The organism is Streptomyces pyxinae (assembly GCF_024756275.1).
GTDB lineage: Bacteria > Actinomycetota > Actinomycetes > Streptomycetales > Streptomycetaceae > Streptomyces > Streptomyces pyxinae.
Genome location: NZ_JANUGQ010000008.1, coordinates 111,483 through 129,246 on the forward strand (window position 1 = coordinate 111,483; position 17,764 = coordinate 129,246).

Here is a 17,764-nt window from a genome sequence, read left to right on the forward strand (position 1 = left end):
AGCCGGGGTGGCAGCGAAGGAGCCGTCCAGTTCGGGCACTTCGCGCGATTTCGGCTCGTTTCACGGGGGAGCCGGACCCGGTGCGCGAGGCCGGGGTGCCGACCACCCGGAGCCCGGGGGGCGGTTCGAGGAAGAAGGAGCTCGTCCTTCGTGGCGTCCCACCGTCGTCCCAAGCGGCCGAGCCGCACCCGTGTGACCGTGCTCACCGCGACCGCCGCCGCAGCCGTCGCCCTGACGTCCCAGGCCGCCCAGGCCGACCCCAAGCCGACCAAGGGCGAGGTCAAGGCGAAGGTCGACAAGCTCTACCACGAGGCCGAGAAGGCCACCGAGGAGTACAACGGCGCCAAGGAGCAGCAGAGCAAGCTCCAGAAGGAGGCCGAGGCCCTCCAGGACCAGGTCGCCCGCGGTCAGGACGAGGTCAACGAGCTGCGGAACGCCATCGGTTCGGTGGCCACCGCCCAGTACCGCTCCGGCGGCATCGACCCCTCGCTCCAGCTCTTCCTCTCCTCCGACCCGGACGACTACCTCGACAAGGCGTCCGCCGCCGACCAGTTGAGCGTCAAGCAGGCCGACGCCCTGGAGACCATCCAGGCCAAGCAGCGCACCCTCGCCCAGCAGCGGGCCGAGGCCACCGCCAAGCTCGCGGACCTGGAGGACGTGCGCAAGGCGCTGGGCGAGAAGAAGCAGGCGTACCAGGGCAAGCTGGCCGAGGCGCAGAAGCTGCTCAACTCGCTGACCGCCGCCGAGCGCGCCAAGATGCAGCAGGAGGAGCAGCAGCGCGCCGAGAAGGCCGGCCGGGAGGCCGACCGGGCCAGCCGGGGCGGTGGCGGCGGCGAGAGCGGCCGGCCGGACCTCGGGAACGAGGTGCCCGCCTCGCAGCGCGGCGCCGCCGCCCTCAGCGCGGCCGCCACCCAGATCGGCAAGCCGTACGTCTCCGGCGAGGAGGGCCCCAACGCCTACGACTGCTCGGGCCTGACCCAGTGGTCGTACCGCCAGGCGGGCGTGAGCATCACCCGGACCACCTACACCCAGCAGAACGACGGGCCGAAGATCGGCCGCAGCCAGCTCAAGCCGGGCGACCTGGTCTTCTTCAACAACCTGGCGCACGTGGGCCTCTACGCGGGCAACAACACCGTGCTGCACGCCCCGCACCCGGGTGCCAGCGTCCGCTACGAGTCGATGGAGTACCTCGGCAGCTTCCAGTTCGGCGTGCGCATCTGACGCCCGCTCGGCCTCGCTCGCCGAGGCCGACTGCGCACGGGTACCCGGGTCCGCCGGAGGCAATCACCCCCCGGTGCCCGGGGGCCCGGCCGGCACCGGTCCCGGGGTACGAAGGCCAACCGCCTCCGGATCCCGGGGGGTCCTCGGCTGACGCGCCCGGACACCGCCCCCGAACGAGTGGTTCGCCGCCCCGCGTACTGACGCCCCGCCCCGCCGGTGACCTTGTGGTCTCCGGCGGGGCGGCGCTGTTCGAGCCCGCGTCGAACTCATCAGGCCATTGGCCGACCTGTAATCACCCGGCTACTGTCTGCCGCGCGACGGCCCGCCCGGCCCGTCGCCCGTCAGTCGTCCAGCAGCCGAAGGGAGCGCGGTCCGTGGCGTCCCACCGCCGGTCCACCTCACCGGGTCTCACCCGGAGCGCCAAGGCCACCGTCCTCTCCGCCGCCGCGGCGGCCACCGCCGCCGCCCTGGGGGCCGCGGGCCCGGCCGGCGCGGCACCGGGCGAGCCCGCGGGCCCCGGCCGCGCCGAGGCCACCCGGGCCCGGGTCGACGCCCTGCACGCCGAGGCCGAGCGGGCCACCGAGCTGTTCAACGCGGCGGACGAGCGCACCGACCGGCTCCGTGAACAGGTCGCCCGGATCCGGGACAGCGTGGCCCGGGGCCAGGAGCGGGCCAACCGGATGCGGGCCGCGCTCGGCGCGGTGGCCGGCGCCCAGTACCGCTCCGGCGGCATGGACCCGGCGCTGGCGCTGCTGCTCTCCGCCGACCCGGACAGCTATCTCGACCGGGCGGCCGTGCTCCAGCGGATGGGCGAGCGGCAGACCGCCGCGCTCGGCCAACTCCGTACCCTCCAGCGGAAGCTGGCCCGGGAGCGCGCCGAGGCCACCCGGGCGCTCGGCGAACTGGAGCAGGGCCGCGCCGAGGTGGCCCGGCAGAAGCGGGCCGTCGAGGCCAAGCTGTCGGCCGCCCGCGCCCTGCTCAACACGCTCACCGCCCGCGAGCGGGACGCCTACGCCCGCTCCGCCCGCTCCGACGAGCGCTCGCTGCCGCTCCCCGCCGATGCCACCGGCCGGGCGGCGGTCGCCGTGCGGGCCGCCCGCTCGGCGCTCGGCAGGCCCTATGTCTGGGGCGCCAACGGCCCCTCGGGCTTCGACTGTTCGGGACTGATGCAGTGGTCGTACGCCCAGGCCGGGGTGGGCCTGCCGCGCACCTCGCAGGCCCAGCGGAACGCCGGCCGCCAGGTCCCGCTCTCCCAGGCCCGCCCCGGCGACCTGGTCACCTACCGGGACGACGCCAGCCATGTCGGGATGTACGTGGGCGGCGGCCGGGTGGTGCACGCCCCCTACCCGGGTGCCAGCGTCCGCTACGACCCGGTCGGCATGATGCCGGTCTCCGCCGTCACCCGCCCCTGACCCCCGCCGGCCCGAAGCGCGCCGGCCGCCCCGCCCACCGCCGGGGCACCCCGCCCCGCCCCGGCGCCCCGGCCCGTACGATCGGCCGGGTGGCGGTGCGTGGGCGGGCGAGGGCGGCGGTGGCGGCGGTGCTGGGCCTCGCGCTGCTCTCCGGCGGCTGTACGGCGCCGGCCGCCTCCACCACCACGGCCGGCATCCGCGCCGCGCTGGACCGCCGGGCCGCCGTCGTCCGGGCCGGGCTCCCGCCCGAACTGCCGCTGGGCCCGCTGGCGTACCGCCCGCTCTCGGTGGACCGGCGCGGCGACCGGGCCACCGTGCGCGCCGAGCTGAGCTACCGGTTCACCGGTTACGACCCCGGCGCGGTGACCGCCGCCCGCACCCTGGAGCTGGCCGAACGGGACGGCCGCTGGCAGGTGGTGACCGACCGGCCCGCCGGGGGCGCCCCGCGCCAGCTCTGGGAGCAGGGCCGGATCGACGTGGTGCGCGGCGCCCGGAGCCTGGTGCTGGGCGTCGCCGGGGACCGCCCCCGGCTGCGCGGACTGGCGGCGGTGGCGGACAGGGCGGTGCCCGCCGTCTCGGCCGTCTGGCCCCGCCCCTGGGCCCGGCGGCTGGTGGTGCTGGCCCCGGCGACACTGCCGGACATGGCGGCGCTGCTGGGCGCCGAGGCGGCCGGGTACCGGGGCATCGCCGCCGTCACCACCGGAGAGACCGGCGGCCGGCCGGACGCCCCGGCTGACCGGGTGGTGGTCAACCCGGAGGCGTACGCGGTGCTGAGCGACACCGGCCGGGCGGTGGTGATCACCCATGAGGCGGTCCATGTGGCGACCCGCGCCGACACCTCGGCGGCCACCCCGCTCTGGCTCTCCGAGGGCCTCGCCGACTGGATGGCCTACCGGGACGCGGACGGCGCCGCCGGGCAGACCGGCCGGGAGCTGCGCGAGGCGGTACGGGCCGGCCGGCTCCCCGACGCCCTCCCGGACGACCGGGACTTCGCCTTCGACGCCGACCCGGAGGCGCTGGCCCGCGCCTACGAGGGCGGACGGCAGGCGTGCGAACTGATCGCGGAGGGCTGGGGCGAGAGCGACCTGGTCGCCTTCTACCGGGCGGTGGGCCGGCACGGCCGCCGGGCCGGCGCCGTCGAGGCCGCGCTGCGCGAGGTGCTGGGCGTCACCCCGGCGGAGTTCACCGCCCGGTGGCGGGCTCATCTGCGGGAGCGGCTGGGGTGAGGTCCGCCCGCCGTACCGGCTGGGCCGGCACCGGTACGGGCTCCCGCAGCCGGGGCTCGGTGACCGTGCGGCGCCAGAGCACCCGCCCGGCGCTCACCGAGGCGGCGACCAGCAGCCCGTTCCGTACCGTCAGCAGCAGCAGGCCCAGCGGGTCGCTGTCCACCACGTGCGAGAACCAGATGGGGAACTCCAGCAGCGTCACCCCGGTCGCGACCAGCACCAGCCGTGCCGCCGGGCGCATCGGGCTGCCCCGGAAGACCAGGCAGACGGCGGCCAGCCCGACCAGCCACAGCAGGTACTGCGGGCTGATCACCCGGCTCGTCGTCACGAACAGCAGCACCGCGACGAAGGCCGCGTCCACCAGCGTGGTCGTCCCGAACTCCCGCGCCCGCAGCCGCCACACCAGCAGCCAGCCGAAGGCCCCGGCGGTCAGCGCCAGCGCGAGGGCCGACACCACGGGCACATACGGCCCCAGGAACTCCACCGAGCCGTAGTTCAGCCGCGCCTCGCCCTCCCAGCCCAGATGCCGGACCACATGGAAGAAGAGCGCCCCCAGCGACTCCACCTCGGTGCCCCGGTCCCGCTGGAAGGTCAGGAACGCCAGCGCACCCGGCATCGCCGCCGCGCACGCCCCCAGCACCACCGCGCCGGACACCGCCGCGGCGGTCCACGACCGCCGGGTCGCCCGCCCCCGCCGGGTGCCGGCCAGCAGCAGCACCGGCCAGACCTTCAGCAGCGCCCCCAGTCCGGCCAGCGCCCCCAGCGTCCGGGGGTGCCGCACCCCGGCGAGCAGCGCGGCCACCGCGACCGCGGTGACCATCACGTCGTACCGGGCGTACGCGGTGGGACCGAGCAGCGGCAGTCCCACGATCCACACCCACGCCCCCGACAGGCACTTCCCCGGCCGCCCGCCGGCCCGCACGAGCAGCCCGAAGGCCACCGCGTCACTGGCGAAGGCCAGCAGGAAGAACGCGTGGGCGTAGTCCAGGAACGGCAGCAGCCCGGGGGAGAGCACGGCGTAGGCGGCGGCCGGCGGATACTGCCAGGTCACGTCCGCGAGCGGATAGCTGCCCGCGCTCAGCACCTCGTACCAGCCCCGGTAGATCACCGAGATGTCCGTGGTGACATCCGGTCCGGGGAGCCGGAAGACGCTGAAGACACTGAGCAGAAGCACGGCTCTGGTCAGCAGCCAGACGGCGATCGCGGCGCGGGGGCCCTTCATAGCTACCTCGTCCGGAGGAGAGAGCGGTCAGGTCGGTGGTGCCGGGCGGGGAGTGCGCGAGGGCCGGTAATCTCGGCGTCGATGCACAAGACGTTGATCGTAACCAATGACTTTCCGCCCAGACCCGGTGGAATCCAGGCGTTCCTGCACAACATGGCGCTGAGATTGGACCCGGAGCGGCTCGTTGTGTACGCATCCACCTGGAAGCGTGGCCGGGAGGGCGCCGAGGCCACCGCCGCGTTCGACGCCGAGCAGCCCTTCCGGGTCGTCCGCGACCGGACCACCATGCTGCTGCCCACCCCCCGGGTCACCGCCCGGGCCACCGCGCTGCTGCGCGAGCACGACTGCGCCTCGGTCTGGTTCGGCGCGGCGGCCCCGCTCGGTCTGATGGCCCCGGCCCTGCGCCGCGCGGGCGCCCGGCGGCTGGTCGCCACCACCCATGGCCACGAGGCCGGTTGGGCCCAGCTGCCCGGCTCCCGCCAACTGCTCCGGCGGATCGGCGAGGGCACCGACACGATCACCTACCTGGGCGAGTACACCCGCTCCCGCATCGCCCGGGCGCTCACCCCGGAGGCCGCCGGGCGGATGGTCCAGCTGCCGCCCGGCGTGGACGAGAAGACCTTCCACCCCGACTCCGGCGGCGCAGCCGTCCGCGAGCGCCTCGGCCTCACCGACCGTCCCGTGGTGGTCTGCGTCTCCCGGCTCGTCCCGCGCAAGGGGCAGGACACCCTGATCCGCGCGCTGCCCGCGATCCTCCGCCGGGTGCCGGACGCCGTGCTGCTGATCGTCGGCGGCGGCCCCTACGAGGCCGACCTCCGCCGGCTGGCCGGGGAGACCGGGGTGGCCGCCTCGGTCCGCTTCACCGGCGCCGTCCCCTGGTCCGAGCTCCCGGCCCACTACGGCGCCGGCGACGTCTTCGCCATGCCCTGCCGCACCCGCCGGGGCGGCCTGGACGTCGAGGGGCTCGGCATCGTCTACCTGGAGGCCTCCGCCACCGGCCTCCCGGTCGTCGCAGGCGACTCGGGCGGCGCCCCCGACGCCGTGCTCGACGGCGAGACCGGCTGGGTGGTCCGGGGCACCGCCCCCGAGGAGTCCGCCGACCGGATCGTCACCCTGCTCCAGGACCCCGAGCTGCGCCGCCGGATGGGCGAACGCGGCCGGGCCTGGGTGGAGGAGAAGTGGCGCTGGGACCTCCTCGCCGAGAAGCTCCGCACCCTGCTCTGAACCTCAGGGCACCAGCACCACCTTGCCCAGGTTCCGCCGCTCCTCGATGATCCGGTGTGCCCGGGCCGCCTCCGCCAGGGGCAGCTCGGCGTGCACCGGCGCCCGCAGTGCGCCGCTCCGGTGCAGCTCCCACAGCTCGTCCCGCCACCGGGCGTACAGCTCCGGCTTCCCGAGCGCCACGGCGGCCATCCGGAAGCCGATGGCCGAGGCGCCCCGCACCAGCAGCTCGTACGCCTCGATCACCCCGCCGCCCGAGCGTGGGTACGGCCCTGAGGGGCCCCGGCCCCCCACCCACGGACAGGGGAGTGACGGCCCGGGGTCGGGCCGCCCGGCCACCCACGCACGGATACGGGAGTGTCGGGCCGGGGTGAGGCCGCCCGGCCACCCACGCAGGTGCACGGGATTGACGGGCCGGGGTGGGGCCGTGCAGGGTCGCCCCCGCAGGAGACGGCGGTCATACCCGGCCGACAAGACCGGTAACGGTTGTTCCGCCGGCTCCGAGGAGGTGAGCCCGGAGGGGCCACGCCCCCACCCCACCGGCAGCAAACAACCCGCACCGCGCAAAGAACCGCAACGCACCACCCACAGAAGCGCAACGCACCCCGGACGCGCACCGCGCACGCAAGCGCAACGCGCCACCCACCGAGGCGCACCGCGCACGGAACCGCAACGCCCCACCCCCACCAGGGCACACCACCCACCGAGGCGCACCGCACACAGAACCGCAACGCACCACCCACAAGGCGCCCCATCCACCAGGGCGCGCCGCGCACGGAACCGCAACGCCCCACCCACCGCACAGCGCCGCGCCTCGCGCGGCAGCGCGGCTCAGGCCCGGTAGATCGCCTCGATCTCGTCCGCGAAGTCCTTCGCCACCACGTTCCGCTTCAGCTTCAGCGACGGCGTGATGTGCCCGGCCTCCTCCGTGAACTGGGCGTTCAGAATGCGGAACTTGCGGACCGACTCGGCCTTGGAGACCGCCGCGTTGCCGTCGTCCACCGCCCGCTGCACCTCGGCCAGCAGGTCCGGGTCGTCCTTCAGGCTCGCGGCCGTGGACCCCGCCGGCTTGCCGTGCTCGGCGGCCCAGCGGCCCAGGAACTCCTCGTCCAGGGTGACCAGCGCGCCCACGAAGGGGCGTCCGTCACCGACGACCATGCACTCCGCGACCAGCGCGTTCCCCCGGATGCGGTCCTCGATCACCGCCGGAGCGACGTTCTTGCCGCCGGCCGTCACCAGGATCTCCTTCTTGCGGCCGGTGATGGCCAGATAGCCGTCCTCGTCCAGGGTGCCGATGTCCCCGGTGTGGAACCAGCCGTCCGCGAGCGCCTCGGCGGTGGCGGACTCGTTGTTCCAGTAGCCGCTGAAGACATGCTCCCCATGCACCAGCACCTCGCCGTCGTCGGCGATCCGCAGCACCGAGCCCGGCAGCGGCTGGCCGACCGTGCCGACCTTCGGCCGGTCGTACGGGTTGAACGCGGTCGCCGCGCAGGTCTCCGTCAGGCCGTACCCCTCCAGCACCGAGAAGCCGATGCCCCGGTAGAAGTGGCCGAGCCGCGCGCCCAGCGGGGCGCCGCCGGAGATGGCCGCCTCGCAGCGCCCGCCGAGCACCGCGCGGAGCTTGCCGTAGACCAGTTTGTCGAAGACGAAGTGCCGCAGCTTCAGCCCGAGCGACGGGCCCTGCGGGGTGTCCAGCGCGTGGCTGTAGGCGATGGCCGTCTGCGCGGCGCCGTCGAAGATCCGGCCCTTGCCGTCCGCCTGGGCCTTGGCGCGGGCGCCGTTGTAGACCTTCTCGAAGACCCGGGGCACGCCCAGGATCAGCGTGGGGCGGAAGGACGCCAGGTCGTCGGTGAGGTTCTTGATGTCCGAGACGCAGCCGAGCCGGATCGGCGCCAGCACGGCGGCGACCTCCACCAGCCGGCCGAAGACATGGGCGGCGGGAAGGAAGAGGAGGACCGAACAGTCCCCGGTGCGGAACAGGGGTTTGAGGCGCTCCACCACATTGCCGCACTCGGCGAAGAAGTTCCGGTGGGTGAGCACACAGCCCTTGGGGCGGCCGGTGGTGCCCGAGGTGTAGACGATGGTGGCGATGTCGTCCGCCTTGGCGGCCGAGGTGCGCTCCTCCAGCGTCTCGTCCGGTACGCCGGCCCCCGCGCCGGCCAGTTCCTCCAGGCCGCCCCGGTCGATCCGCCACAGGTGCCGCAGCTCCGGCAGCCGGTCCCGTACCGACTCCACGGCGTCGGCGTGCGCCCCGCTCTCCACCATCACCGCGACCGCGCCCGAGTCCCCGAGGATCCACTGGATCTGCTCGGCCGAACTGGTCTCGTACACCGGGACGGTCACCGCGCCGGCGCTCCAGATGGCGAAGTCCATCCGGACCCACTCGTACCGGGTGCGGGAGATCAGGGCGACCCGGTCGCCGGGCCGGACGCCCCGGGCGATCAGCCCTTTGGCGGCGGCGCGGACCTCCGCGAGGAACTCGACGGCGGTCACGTCCTCCCAGCCGCCGTCGGCGGTCTTGCGGCCCATGACCGTGACATCCGGGTGCTGAGCGGCATTGCGGCGGACGAGATCGGTCAGGTTGCCGTCCGTCGGGACCTCGTACAGTGCCGGAAGGCTGAACTCGCGCAAGACTGCTGCTCCTCATCGGGCTCCGGCGCCACGGCTCTGTGCAATCGCCGGCTGCGGTCCAAGGTCGGGCAGGTGCTCGGTGGGGCGAGCACGACTGGACTGCCCGGACGTTACCCACCAGTACTCAGTTCCGGATAGAGGCGATGGCCAGATGTTCCGTGCGTCACACACGGAACGCGGCGCTCCGCAGACAGTAATCCACCCCCTCCGCGACTCGGAAGTAACCGCAGGTCCGCCCCGGTCCTTCCCGGCCACGCCCCGCCCCGACCAGGACCGGAGGCCCCATCCACCTAGCCCGGCCGGGCGCCTATCGTGGGCCCCATGCGAGTCCATGTGGTCAGCGATGTGCACGGCAACGCCGAAGGGCTCGCCCGGGCGGGGGAGGGCGCCGACGCCCTGATCTGCCTCGGGGACCTGGTGCTCTTCCTCGACTACGCCGACCACTCGCGCGGCATCTTCCCCGACCTGTTCGGCGCCGACCACGCCCGCCGGTACGTGGAGCTGCGCACCGCCCGCCGGTTCGACGAGGCCCGGGAGCTCGCCCGGCGGCTGTGGTCATCGACCGGTACGCCCGCCGAGGCCACCGAGGCCGTGGAGGCGGCCGTCCGGCGCCAGTACACGGAGCTGTTCGCCGCCCTCCCCGCGCCCACCTACGCCACCTACGGCAATGTGGACGTCCCGCACCTCTGGCCGGAGTACGTCCGGCCCGGCACCACCGTGCTGGACGGCGAGCGGGTGGAGATCGGCGGCCGGGTGTTCGGCTTCGTCGGCGGCGGCCTCCGCACCCCGATGCGGACGCCGTACGAGATCTCCGACGAGGAGTTCGCCGCCAAGGTCGAGGCGCTCGGCGAGGTGGACGTGGTGTGCAGCCACATCCCGCCGGACGTGGCGGAGCTGACGTACGACACCGTGGCCCGCCGCTTCGAGCGCGGCAGCCGCGCCCTGCTCGCCGCCATCCACCGGGTCCGCCCCCGGTACGCGCTCTTCGGCCATGTCCACCAGCCGCTGGTCCGGCGGATGCGGGTGGGCGCCACCGAGTGCGTGAACGTCGGCCACTTCGCCGCCACCGGCCGCCCCTGGGCCCTGGAGTGGTGATCCGAGCGGCGACCGGGCCCCGCCGGGCCGGGCCCGTAACGGCCGGGGGAGCCGGCCGAGCGGGGGCCGGGATCCGCCGGGCCGCGCCCGTACCGTGCCCCGCCCGGGGCGCGTACCGGCCAGACCCCCGGCCGGCGGCCCCGGGCCACGGGCAGGCGGCCCGTAACCACGCGATAGCCTTCCTTCACATCCACCGGGACCGCACTGAGGAGCCACCGCGATGGCGGAACACACCACCTCCAGCATCACGATCGAGGCGGCCCCCGCCGATGTCATGGCGGTGATCTCCGACTTCGCGCGCTATCCGGAGTGGACCGGCGAGGTCAAGGAGGCGGAGGTGCTGGACACCGACGCCGCCGGCCGTGCCCAGAAGGTCCGGCTGCTGCTGGACGCGGGCGCCATCAAGGACGACCACACCCTGGCCTACACCTGGACCGGGGCCGACGAGGTGAGCTGGACGCTGGTCAAGTCGCAGATGCTGCGCGCCCTGGACGGCTCCTACCGGCTCGCCCCGCTGGCCGGCGGGGCGCGCACCGAGGTGACCTACCGGCTCACCGTGGACGTCAAGATCCCGATGCTCGGCATGATCAAGCGGAAGGCCGAGAAGGTCATCATCGACCGGGCGCTGGCCGGCCTCAAGAAGCGGGTCGAGTCGACCGCTCCCTGACCCCCGCCGATCTCCCGACCGCGATGCGCATCCTCCTCTTCACCGGGCCCGGCGGGGCCGGCCGGACCACCGTCGCCGCCGCCACCGCCTGGGCCGCCGCCCGCCACGGCCGGCGCGTGCTCCTGCTGACCGGCGACCCGGCCGACCGGGTGCCGTGGTCCCGGGACGGCGCCCCCGACCACCCCGGCTCCGGCCCGGCGGCCGGCCCCGGGAAGCGCGAGGACCCCGGGAATCCCGGCGATCCGGGAGCCCCCGGGAGCCCCGAAAGCCCCGAGGACCGTCCCGGTGCCCCGGTCGTCCGGCATGTCGACTCGGCCGCCCACTTCCGGGCCGAGCTGCTCGCCCTCCAGGAGCGCGCGGCGGTCGCGCTCGATCTGCTGGGCGCCGCCCCACTGGCCGACGAGGAACTGACCGAGCCGCCGGGAGCCGACCGGTTCGCCCTGCTCCGGGCACTGCGCGAGGCGGCGGCCGGGGACTGGGAGCTGGTCGTCGTGGACCTGCCGCCGGTCCATGAGGCGCTGGCCCTGCTGGCCCTGCCCGAGCAGCTGCGCCGCTATCTGCGCCGGCTGCTCCCGGCCGAGCGGCAGGCCGCCCGCGCGCTGCGCCCGGTGCTGGCCCAGCTGGTCGGGGTGCCGATGCCCGCCGAGTGGCTGTACCGCACGGCCGCCCGCTGGGACGAGGAGCTGGCCGCCGCCCAGGAGGTGCTGGACGCCCCCGGCACCACCGTGCGGCTGGTCGCCGAGCCCGGCCCCGCCGCCACCGACGCGCTGCGCACCGCCAGGGCCGGGCTCGCCCTGCTCGGCCGGGGCCCGGAGCTGGTGGTGGCCAACCGGCTGCTGCCGACCACCTCCATGGACCCCTGGTTCGCCGGGCTCGCCGCCCAGCAGCAGAGCCATCTCAAGTCGCTGTACGAGGACTTCGGCGCCGGTGCCACCGACGCTTCCGCCGGGGTGGTCGAGCTGCCACACCTCGGCCGCGACCCCCGCACCCCCGAGGACCTGGTGCCGCTGGCCCCGCCGGTGGACGCCCTGCCGCCGGCCGCGCCGCCCGGCGCCGGGCCCGGCTGGCGGGTGGAGGACCGGCGGGACCCGGACGGCATCCTGGTCTGGCACCTCCCGCTGCCCGGCGCGGTCAAGAGCGAGCTGGGCCTCGTCCGGCGCGGCGACGAACTGGTGCTGTCGGTCGGCCCGTTCCGGCGAATCGTTCCGCTGCCGAGCGCGCTGCGCCGCTGCACCGTCTCCGGGGCGCGGCTGGCCGACGGGGTGCTGAGCGTCCGCTTCACCCCCGACCCCGGGCTGTGGCCGAAGACGCCGCGCACGACCTGAACGCGGTGCCGCCGTTCGGGTAACGTCGGGCGTACAGAACCGGTCGTCCGCAGGAGTACGCCATGAGCGATGCCACCGAGCGCCCCTCCGCCGGAGCAGCCGGGGCCGGAGCCGGCCGCGGCGCCGGAGCCGACTTCGACGCCGACGCGTGGGCGAGGGCCTGCGCCGAGGACCTGGCGGCCGAGAAGGCCCGCCGGCGCGGGCAGAGCGGGCCGCCGCCCGGCGCCGCCGCCGAGGAGCTGCGCAAGCTGGTCGACGCCGTCGCCGACAAGGTCGCCGGACTGCGCGCCCCGCTGCTCGGGGCGGGTGCACAGAGCGCCGTACGGCAGCTGGTGGAGCAGACCAGGTCGGCCGTGGAGCCGGTCATCGAGCGCAACCCGCAGGTCTTCGACCACCTCGCCGCCGCCGGCAACGAGCTGCTGGCCGCCTACCGCTCCGCCGTCACCGGCCAGGAGACCCGCTGGACCCGGGGCACGCACCCCGGGAGCACGGAGGCACCGGGTCCGGAACCACGGGAGACGGGCGCCCCGGACGCCCCCCGCGCCCCAGGTGCTTCCGGCGGTGCGCCCCCGGGGGGCGACCCCCGCCCGGACCGCCGCCCGGACCGCCGCGACGACGGCCCGGACGGCGGCAGCGAGCACATCGACCTGGACTGACGGAGCCCCGTCCGCCCTCGGGTACGGTTGGCCGTAGCGGGGCTCGACCGAAAACTGAGGGACACATGGGACTCACCATCGGCGTCGACATCGGCGGCACGAAGATCGCGGCCGGCGTGGTCGACGAAGAGGGCAAGATTCTCGACGATCACAAAGTGCCCACGCCGGGGACCCCCGAGGGCATCGTGGACGCCATCTGCGCGGCGGTCGCCGCGGCGGGCAAGGGACACGACATCGAGGCGGTCGGCATCGGCGCCGCCGGGTACGTGGACGACAAGCGGGCCACCGTCCTGTTCGCGCCCAACATCGACTGGCGCCACGAGCCGCTGAAGGACAAGGTCGAGCAGCGCGTCGGGCTGCCCGTGGTGGTGGAGAACGACGCCAACGCCGCGGCCTGGGGCGAGTACCGCTTCGGCGCCGGCAAGGGCCACGAGGACGTCATCTGCATCACCCTCGGCACCGGGCTCGGCGGCGGCATCATCATCGGCAACAAGCTCCGCCGGGGCCGCTTCGGCGTGGCCGCCGAGTTCGGCCACATCCGGGTGGTGCCGGACGGCCTGCTCTGCGGCTGCGGCAGTCAGGGCTGCTGGGAGCAGTACGCCTCCGGGCGCGCCCTCGTCCGGTACGCCCGCCAGCGCGCCTACGCCACCCCGGAGAACGCCTCGATCCTGCTGGGCCTCGGCGACGGCACCCCCGGCGGCGTGGAGGGCAAGCACATCTCCCAGGCCGCCCGGCAGGGCTGCCCGGTGGCCGTCGACTCCTTCCGGGAGCTGGCCCGCTGGGCGGGCGCCGGCCTCGCGGACCTGGCCTCGCTCTTCGACCCCTCGGCGTTCATCGTCGGCGGCGGTGTCTCGGACGAGGGCGACCTGGTGCTGGACCCGATCCGCAAGTCCTTCCGCCGCTGGCTGATCGGCGCCCAGTGGCGCCCGCACGCCCAGGTGCTGGCCGCCCAGCTCGGCGGCGAGGCCGGCCTGGTCGGCGCCGCGGACCTGGCCCGCCAGGGCTGACGCCCGGCCCCGGCCCCGCCCGGGAGCCCGAGCCGTGCCGATCCGGCCCCCGGCGGCGGCCCCCGGAACCGTACGCCCCCGAGCGCGACCGGCCCGGAGCCGTACCCGCGCCCGGCCGGAGCCGTACCGGTGTCCCGTACGGAACCGCACCGGGGCCGTCCGCTCGTCCTGACCGTGCCCGCCGCGTCCTTCCGGGGAGGCGGCGGGCACGGTCGTATCGTGGCGGCATGCCTGCCCCCACCACCGACACCCTGCCCAACTCCCGCACCGAGCCGGACGGTTCGGCCGTCGTCCGGGTGCTCAGCTACAACATCCGCTCGATGCGCGACGACGAGGACGCGCTCGCCCGGGTCATCCACGCCTGCGCCCCCGATCTGGTCTTCGTCCAGGAGGCGCCGCGCTTCTTCCGCTGGCGCAAGCACGCGGCCCGGCTCGCCGCCAAGAGCGGGCTGGTGACCCTGACCGGTGGCGCCACCGCGGCCGGCCCGCTGCTGCTCTGCTCGCTGCGGGTCACCGCCGAGGAGACCGAGGACGTCCTGCTGCCGCTCACCCCCGGGCTGCACCGGCGGGGGTTCGCGACGGCGGTGGTCCGGATCGCCGGCGTCCGGCTCGGCCTGCTGAGCTGCCATCTGAGCCTGCGCGAGGGGGAGCGGTACGCCCAGACCGGGATGGCCCTCGACCGGCTGGCCGGCTGGGAGGCGGCGGGTGTCCGGCACGCGGTGGTGGCCGGTGACATCAACGAGCGCCCGGACGGCCGGTCCTTCCGCCGGCTCTCCGCCGGGCTCCAGGACTGCTGGGAGGTACGGCCCTGGGGCGGCGAGCACACCTCCACCCCGGCCGACCCGCACCAGCGGATCGACGCGGTGTTCGCCACCCCGGGCGTCGAGGTCCTCGGCTGCGGCGTCCCGCTGGACCTCCCCGGGGTCACCGCCCCCGATCTGCGCGCCGCCACCGACCACCTGCCGGTGCTGGCGGCCCTCCGCGTCCCGGCCACGGCCCCCTGACCGCCACCGGAGAAGCCCGACCGGCGGCAGGCGGGGACAGCCCGGCACCGGAACGGCTCCGGCGACGGCAGCCGGCGACAGCTCCGGCATCCGGACCGTGAGCCGCCCGGGTAAGTAGGCGCCGTGAGCCGACCGGCGACCCGGGGCCACGGACCGCCCGTGCATCGGCACCGGCGGACCGCCCGGCGCCCGGCAGCGAGCCCACCGGCGTCCCGCCGCGAGCCGCCCGGGCACGGTCCGGCCGGCGCCCGGCGTCGGGAGGGGCCGGCGGACATCGGAGTGCCCCGACCGGCGCCAGAACCGACCCGCCCCGGCAGGAGAGGCGCCCCGCCCGTGGGCGAGGAGACGAGGAGAACAGACCGGCGCCCAGGTACGGGTCCGGGGCGATCCCCGCGGTTCTGTCCCCTGTGGACAGGGCCCCCGGGCACCGGACGGGCTCATCGGTGCTCAGCCGCGAGCTCACCGGCACCGGGCTCACGGAGCCCCCGGTATCGGCCGCGAGCCGACCGGCACCGGGACCACGGACCACGGACGGCCCGGCGCACCGCCGCGTGCCACCCGACGGCAGGCAGCGACAGCCCCGGCGTCCGGGCACGGGCCCCGGCGCCCGGGGTCATGGTCCCACCGGCGCCCGGGCCACGGACCGGCCGGCGTCAGACGACCGCGCCGCGCCCCGGGTCGTCGCCGCCGTCCTCCTCGTCGTCGTGCTTCATCCGGGCGAAGAGGGTGGCGAAGCCGCCCAGGAAGCCGCCCACGCACAGGGTGGTGAGCCACCACGTCATGTCCCAGCCCAGCACCACGGCGACCAGCATCAGCACCGGACCGCCGACCACGCCCAGCCAGGCGAACTTGGCGGCGGCGTCGGCCTCCGGCAGCGGCGGCGGCTCGGGCGGCACGAAGTGGCCCTCGTCCTCCGGGCCGAGGTCGTCGTCGCCCGGCGGGGCCGGCTTGTAGTCGCGCGGCCCGGCGCCGCCCACGCCGGGGGCGAACACCACCGAACCGCCCAGCGGCCCGGCCGGTTCCGAAGAGCCGGTGCGGGAGGTGTCCGGGCCGGAGCGCGGGTCCGGGGCGTCCGGGGTGTCGTTCCGGTCCTCCTCCAGCAGCGCCAGGTCGTCGACCGACTTGAACGGCTTGGCGCCCGGCGGGTCGGCCGGCTCCTCGCCGTACGCCGCCACGATCGCCGCCCAGGCCGCCGCCTCGTCGAACGGCTGCTCGTCGCGCTTGTCGGAGTCGTGCTGCTCAGCCACCGGTCGTGCTCCCCATCTCACCGCCGCCGTCGGCGCGGGCCACACGGCCGGCGCCCGGAGCGAGGCGGTCGATGAAGCCCAGGCTCTCCTCGAAGATCCGCTCCGCGTCATGGTCCAACGTCGCCACGTGGTAGCTCTGTTCCAGCAGGATCTCCCGCACATCGGTGGAGGAGATCCGGCTCAGCACCCGGGCCGAGTCGGCCGGCGGCACCACATGGTCGGCCGGGCTGTGCAGCAGCAGCACCGGCTGGGTGACCTGCGGCAGCTCCCGGTCCACCACCCGCAGGAACTCCCGCAGCGCGTACGCCGAGTGCAGCGGCACCCGGTCGTACCCCACCTCCTCCGACCCCGGCTTGGCTATGTCGCTCGCGATGCCCCGGGTGGTGGCCACCAGATGGCGCACCACCGGCAGCGCCCGGGCGGCCACCCCGTGCACCTTGTTGGCCGGATTCACCAGCACGATCCCGGAGACGGCCGCGCCGTGCCGGGCGGCCAGCCGCAGGGTCAGCGCCCCGCCCATGGACAGCCCGAGGACGAAGACCCGCGCGCACCGCTTCCGCAGCGCCCACAGCTCCCGGTCCACCTCGGCGTACCAGTCCTGCCAGCCGGTCACCCGGAGGTCCTCCCAGCGGGTGCCGTGCCCCGGCAGCAGCGGCAGCGACACCGTGAGCCCGCGCGCGGCCAGATACTCGGCCCAGGGGCGCAGCGACTGCGGCGTACCGGTGAAGCCGTGACAGAGCAGTACGCCGATCTCTCCGCCCTCGTGGCGGAAGGGCTCGGCTCCAGGGAGGACCGGCACCGGGGTCTCCTGTTCAACGGCGCGGAAGCGCGGACGGCTCGGGAAGTGCCTTCACCGTACGCGACCGGGGGGACACCGACCAGAGCCGTCGTGGTCCCGGGCCCCGGGCGGCCGGGACCGGTCCCGGCCGCCCGGGGCCCGGTGGTGGGCGCGAGCGACACCCCCCACTCGGGTTAAGGTCGTGGCGACGCACACGGGAGGCACACGAGTTGATCTACGGCGCTATGAAGTTCTCCATCGGAGGGTCGCTGAAGCTTGCCTTCCGGCCCTGGGTGGAGGGCCTGGAGCACATTCCCGCCGAGGGGCCGGCGATCCTCGCGAGCAACCATCTCTCCTTCTCGGACTCCTTCTTCCTGCCGGCCGTGCTCGACCGGAAGGTCACCTTCATCGCCAAGGCCGAGTACTTCACCTCGCCCGGCCTGAAGGGAAAGCTCACCGCCGCCTTCTTCAAGGGCGTGGGCCAGCTTCCGGTGGACCGTTCCGGCGCCCGGGGCGCGGGCGAGGCCGCGATCCGCAGCGGGATCGAGGTCATCGAGCGCGGTGAGCTGTTCGGCATCTACCCGGAGGGCACCCGCTCGCCGGACGGCCGGCTCTACCGGGGCAAGCCCGGCGGCCTGGCCCGGGTGGCGCTGGCCACCGGGGCGCCGGTGATCCCGGTCGCGATGATCGACACCGAGAAGATCCAGCCGCCCGGCAAGGTGATGCCCAAGCTGATGCGCCCGGGGATCCGGATCGGCAAGCCGCTGGACTTCAGCCGCTACCAGGGGATGGACGGCGACCGCTTCATCCTCCGCTCGGTCACCGACGAGGTGATGTACGAGATCATGAAGCTGTCCGGCCAGGAGTACGTCGACATCTACGCGACCGCCGCCAAGCGGCAGATCGCGGAGGCCGAGAAGGCCGCCAAGGCGGCCAGGACGGCCGGTTCCTAGAGTCCCGGCCTCCGGCCCCGGGACACGTTCCTGCGGTTCCGGTCCCCGATCAAGGCGGCCGGACGGCCGGACGGGCGGGCAGCCGGACGGCAGACAGCC

The 17,764-nt window shown here is 75.2% G+C and carries 16 protein-coding genes; 11 read left to right on the forward strand and 5 right to left on the reverse strand.

All coding sequences use genetic code 11. From position 1 onward, the window contains the following. The first annotated feature begins 150 nt into the window (after positions 1-150). The 3 genes from NX801_RS11895 to NX801_RS11905 all read left to right on the forward strand — a co-directional run bounded on the left by NX801_RS11895 (position 151) and on the right by NX801_RS11905 (position 3,859). On the forward strand, positions 151-1,221 hold the full coding sequence (locus NX801_RS11895; protein ID WP_258787442.1) for a C40 family peptidase: 1,071 nt from the start codon (positions 151-153) through the stop codon (positions 1,219-1,221). 374 nt (positions 1,222-1,595) lie between these two features. Beyond that, positions 1,596-2,633: a C40 family peptidase gene (locus NX801_RS11900; RefSeq protein ID WP_258787443.1), complete on the forward strand. Its 1,038-nt coding sequence runs from the start codon at positions 1,596-1,598 to the stop codon at positions 2,631-2,633. A gap of 89 nt (positions 2,634-2,722) precedes the next feature. Beyond that, positions 2,723-3,859 (forward strand): hypothetical protein, encoded by a 1,137-nt coding sequence (locus NX801_RS11905; RefSeq protein WP_258787446.1) that lies wholly within the window; start codon positions 2,723-2,725, stop codon positions 3,857-3,859. Here the strand turns inward: NX801_RS11905 and NX801_RS11910 are convergent. Next, the gene (locus NX801_RS11910) at positions 3,816-5,081 is read right to left on the reverse strand and encodes a glycosyltransferase 87 family protein (protein WP_258787448.1); all 1,266 of its coding nucleotides are present in this window, start codon (positions 5,079-5,081) and stop codon (positions 3,816-3,818) included. The two genes, NX801_RS11905 and NX801_RS11910, sit on opposite strands and share 44 nt — an antisense overlap. A gap of 81 nt (positions 5,082-5,162) precedes the next feature. Between NX801_RS11910 and NX801_RS11915 the strand changes: the two genes are divergently transcribed. Beyond that, positions 5,163-6,305 carry a glycosyltransferase family 4 protein gene (locus NX801_RS11915; RefSeq protein WP_258787449.1) on the forward strand — a complete coding sequence of 381 codons (1,143 nt, stop codon included), beginning with the start codon at positions 5,163-5,165 and terminating at the stop codon, positions 6,303-6,305. A gap of 3 nt (positions 6,306-6,308) precedes the next feature. On the opposite strand, the gene NX801_RS11920 is transcribed toward NX801_RS11915, so the two are convergent. Together NX801_RS11920 and NX801_RS11925 are read right to left on the reverse strand one after the other, a co-directional pair. Then, complete coding sequence (locus tag NX801_RS11920; RefSeq protein WP_309505823.1) at positions 6,309-6,548, reverse strand: zinc-binding dehydrogenase; 240 nt, start codon at positions 6,546-6,548, stop codon at positions 6,309-6,311. Positions 6,549-7,133: 585 nt separating this feature from the next. Then, positions 7,134-8,933, reverse strand: a complete 1,800-nt coding sequence (locus NX801_RS11925; protein ID WP_258787450.1) for an AMP-dependent synthetase/ligase — start codon at positions 8,931-8,933, stop codon at positions 7,134-7,136. A 321-nt stretch (positions 8,934-9,254) separates the two neighbouring features. On the opposite strand from NX801_RS11925, the gene NX801_RS11930 reads away from it, so the two are divergent. From NX801_RS11930 to NX801_RS11955, 6 genes are all read left to right on the forward strand, one after another. Then, positions 9,255-10,028, forward strand: coding sequence for a metallophosphoesterase family protein (locus NX801_RS11930; RefSeq protein ID WP_258787452.1), 774 nt, complete (start codon positions 9,255-9,257; stop codon positions 10,026-10,028). Between the two features lie 220 nt (positions 10,029-10,248). Next, on the forward strand, positions 10,249-10,695 hold the full coding sequence (locus tag NX801_RS11935) for an SRPBCC family protein (RefSeq protein WP_258787453.1): 447 nt from the start codon (positions 10,249-10,251) through the stop codon (positions 10,693-10,695). A gap of 23 nt (positions 10,696-10,718) precedes the next feature. Beyond that, entirely contained in the window at positions 10,719-12,020 is a 1,302-nt protein-coding gene (locus tag NX801_RS11940; RefSeq protein ID WP_258787455.1) for an ArsA family ATPase, read from the forward strand. A 62-nt stretch (positions 12,021-12,082) separates the two neighbouring features. Continuing rightward, positions 12,083-12,676 (forward strand): DUF5304 domain-containing protein, encoded by a 594-nt coding sequence (locus NX801_RS11945; RefSeq protein ID WP_258787457.1) that lies wholly within the window; start codon positions 12,083-12,085, stop codon positions 12,674-12,676. A 65-nt stretch (positions 12,677-12,741) separates the two neighbouring features. Then, complete coding sequence (locus NX801_RS11950) at positions 12,742-13,683, forward strand: ROK family glucokinase (RefSeq protein WP_258787458.1); 942 nt, start codon at positions 12,742-12,744, stop codon at positions 13,681-13,683. A gap of 227 nt (positions 13,684-13,910) precedes the next feature. Beyond that, the gene (locus NX801_RS11955; RefSeq protein WP_258787459.1) at positions 13,911-14,687 is read left to right on the forward strand and encodes an endonuclease/exonuclease/phosphatase family protein; all 777 of its coding nucleotides are present in this window, start codon (positions 13,911-13,913) and stop codon (positions 14,685-14,687) included. Between the two features lie 653 nt (positions 14,688-15,340). Here NX801_RS11955 and NX801_RS11960 read toward each other — a convergent pair. Next, the gene (locus tag NX801_RS11960; protein ID WP_258787461.1) at positions 15,341-15,934 is read right to left on the reverse strand and encodes a hypothetical protein; all 594 of its coding nucleotides are present in this window, start codon (positions 15,932-15,934) and stop codon (positions 15,341-15,343) included. Then, entirely contained in the window at positions 15,927-16,733 is an 807-nt protein-coding gene (locus NX801_RS11965; protein WP_258787463.1) for an alpha/beta hydrolase, read from the reverse strand. The genes NX801_RS11960 and NX801_RS11965 overlap by 8 nt, the downstream gene beginning before the upstream one ends. A gap of 224 nt (positions 16,734-16,957) precedes the next feature. Here NX801_RS11965 and NX801_RS11970 point away from each other — a divergent pair, with 224 nt between their 5' ends. Further along, positions 16,958-17,665, forward strand: a complete 708-nt coding sequence (locus tag NX801_RS11970; protein WP_258787618.1) for a lysophospholipid acyltransferase family protein — start codon at positions 16,958-16,960, stop codon at positions 17,663-17,665. Positions 17,666-17,764: the final 99 nt, after the last annotated feature.

Excerpts from the sequence above, each read along its gene's own strand:
- NX801_RS11910 (WP_258787448.1), bottom strand. The coding sequence starts at position 5,081 with ATGAAGGGCCCCCGCGCCGCGATCGCCGTCTGGCTGCTGACCAGAGCC.
- NX801_RS11915 (WP_258787449.1), top strand. The coding sequence starts at position 5,163 with ATGCACAAGACGTTGATCGTAACCAATGACTTTCCGCCCAGACCCGGT.
- NX801_RS11930 (WP_258787452.1), top strand. The coding sequence starts at position 9,255 with ATGCGAGTCCATGTGGTCAGCGATGTGCACGGCAACGCCGAAGGGCTC.
- NX801_RS11935 (WP_258787453.1), top strand. The coding sequence starts at position 10,249 with ATGGCGGAACACACCACCTCCAGCATCACGATCGAGGCGGCCCCCGCC.
- NX801_RS11940 (WP_258787455.1), top strand. The coding sequence starts at position 10,719 with ATGCGCATCCTCCTCTTCACCGGGCCCGGCGGGGCCGGCCGGACCACC.
- NX801_RS11945 (WP_258787457.1), top strand. The coding sequence starts at position 12,083 with ATGAGCGATGCCACCGAGCGCCCCTCCGCCGGAGCAGCCGGGGCCGGA.
- NX801_RS11950 (WP_258787458.1), top strand. The coding sequence starts at position 12,742 with ATGGGACTCACCATCGGCGTCGACATCGGCGGCACGAAGATCGCGGCC.
- NX801_RS11955 (WP_258787459.1), top strand. The coding sequence starts at position 13,911 with ATGCCTGCCCCCACCACCGACACCCTGCCCAACTCCCGCACCGAGCCG.
- NX801_RS11970 (WP_258787618.1), top strand. The coding sequence starts at position 16,958 with ATGAAGTTCTCCATCGGAGGGTCGCTGAAGCTTGCCTTCCGGCCCTGG.